The organism is Burkholderia alba, from assembly GCF_034721475.1.
In the GTDB taxonomy this organism is placed as follows: domain Bacteria; phylum Pseudomonadota; class Gammaproteobacteria; order Burkholderiales; family Burkholderiaceae; genus Burkholderia; species Burkholderia alba.
This window is the reverse complement of sequence record NZ_JAWJWL010000198.1, coordinates 1-325: the sequence shown is the minus strand read 5'-3', so window position 1 is coordinate 325 and position 325 is coordinate 1. Positions and strand designations below refer to the sequence as shown.

The following is a 325-nucleotide window of genomic DNA, read 5'->3' as shown; positions in this document are numbered from 1 at the left end:
GCTCGATGCACCGAACAGTTCGTGCTTGTAGGCCCGCAGCTTCTCTTCGGCCAGATCGCGCTGGGCTGTCACGAGTCGAAGCTCACCGCGCAGCACATCGCGCTCGGCGCTCGCGGCAATCAGCGCTTCGTATTCCTCGACGCTCAACATGACGGGGTTGTTCGGCATGGCCGATTAGACTACGCCCCCCGCCTGGTGTTCAGCTCATCCGCGTGTAATATCGCTGGGGATGCTTCTGGATTGCGGCCAGATCAATGCCGTCGAGCAGCCAGTGCAACTGCTCAGTGCTGAGCGTGATCGTGTCGCCTCCGCTCGGCCAGATGAA

Annotated in this window: 1 pseudogene; it reads right to left on the bottom strand. The window is 61.5% G+C overall.

What is annotated here, in order from left to right:
* A pseudogene (locus tag RZR99_RS33210) lies at window positions 1-168 on the bottom strand (IS66 family transposase); the annotation flags it as partial.
* Window positions 169-325: the final 157 nt, after the last annotated feature.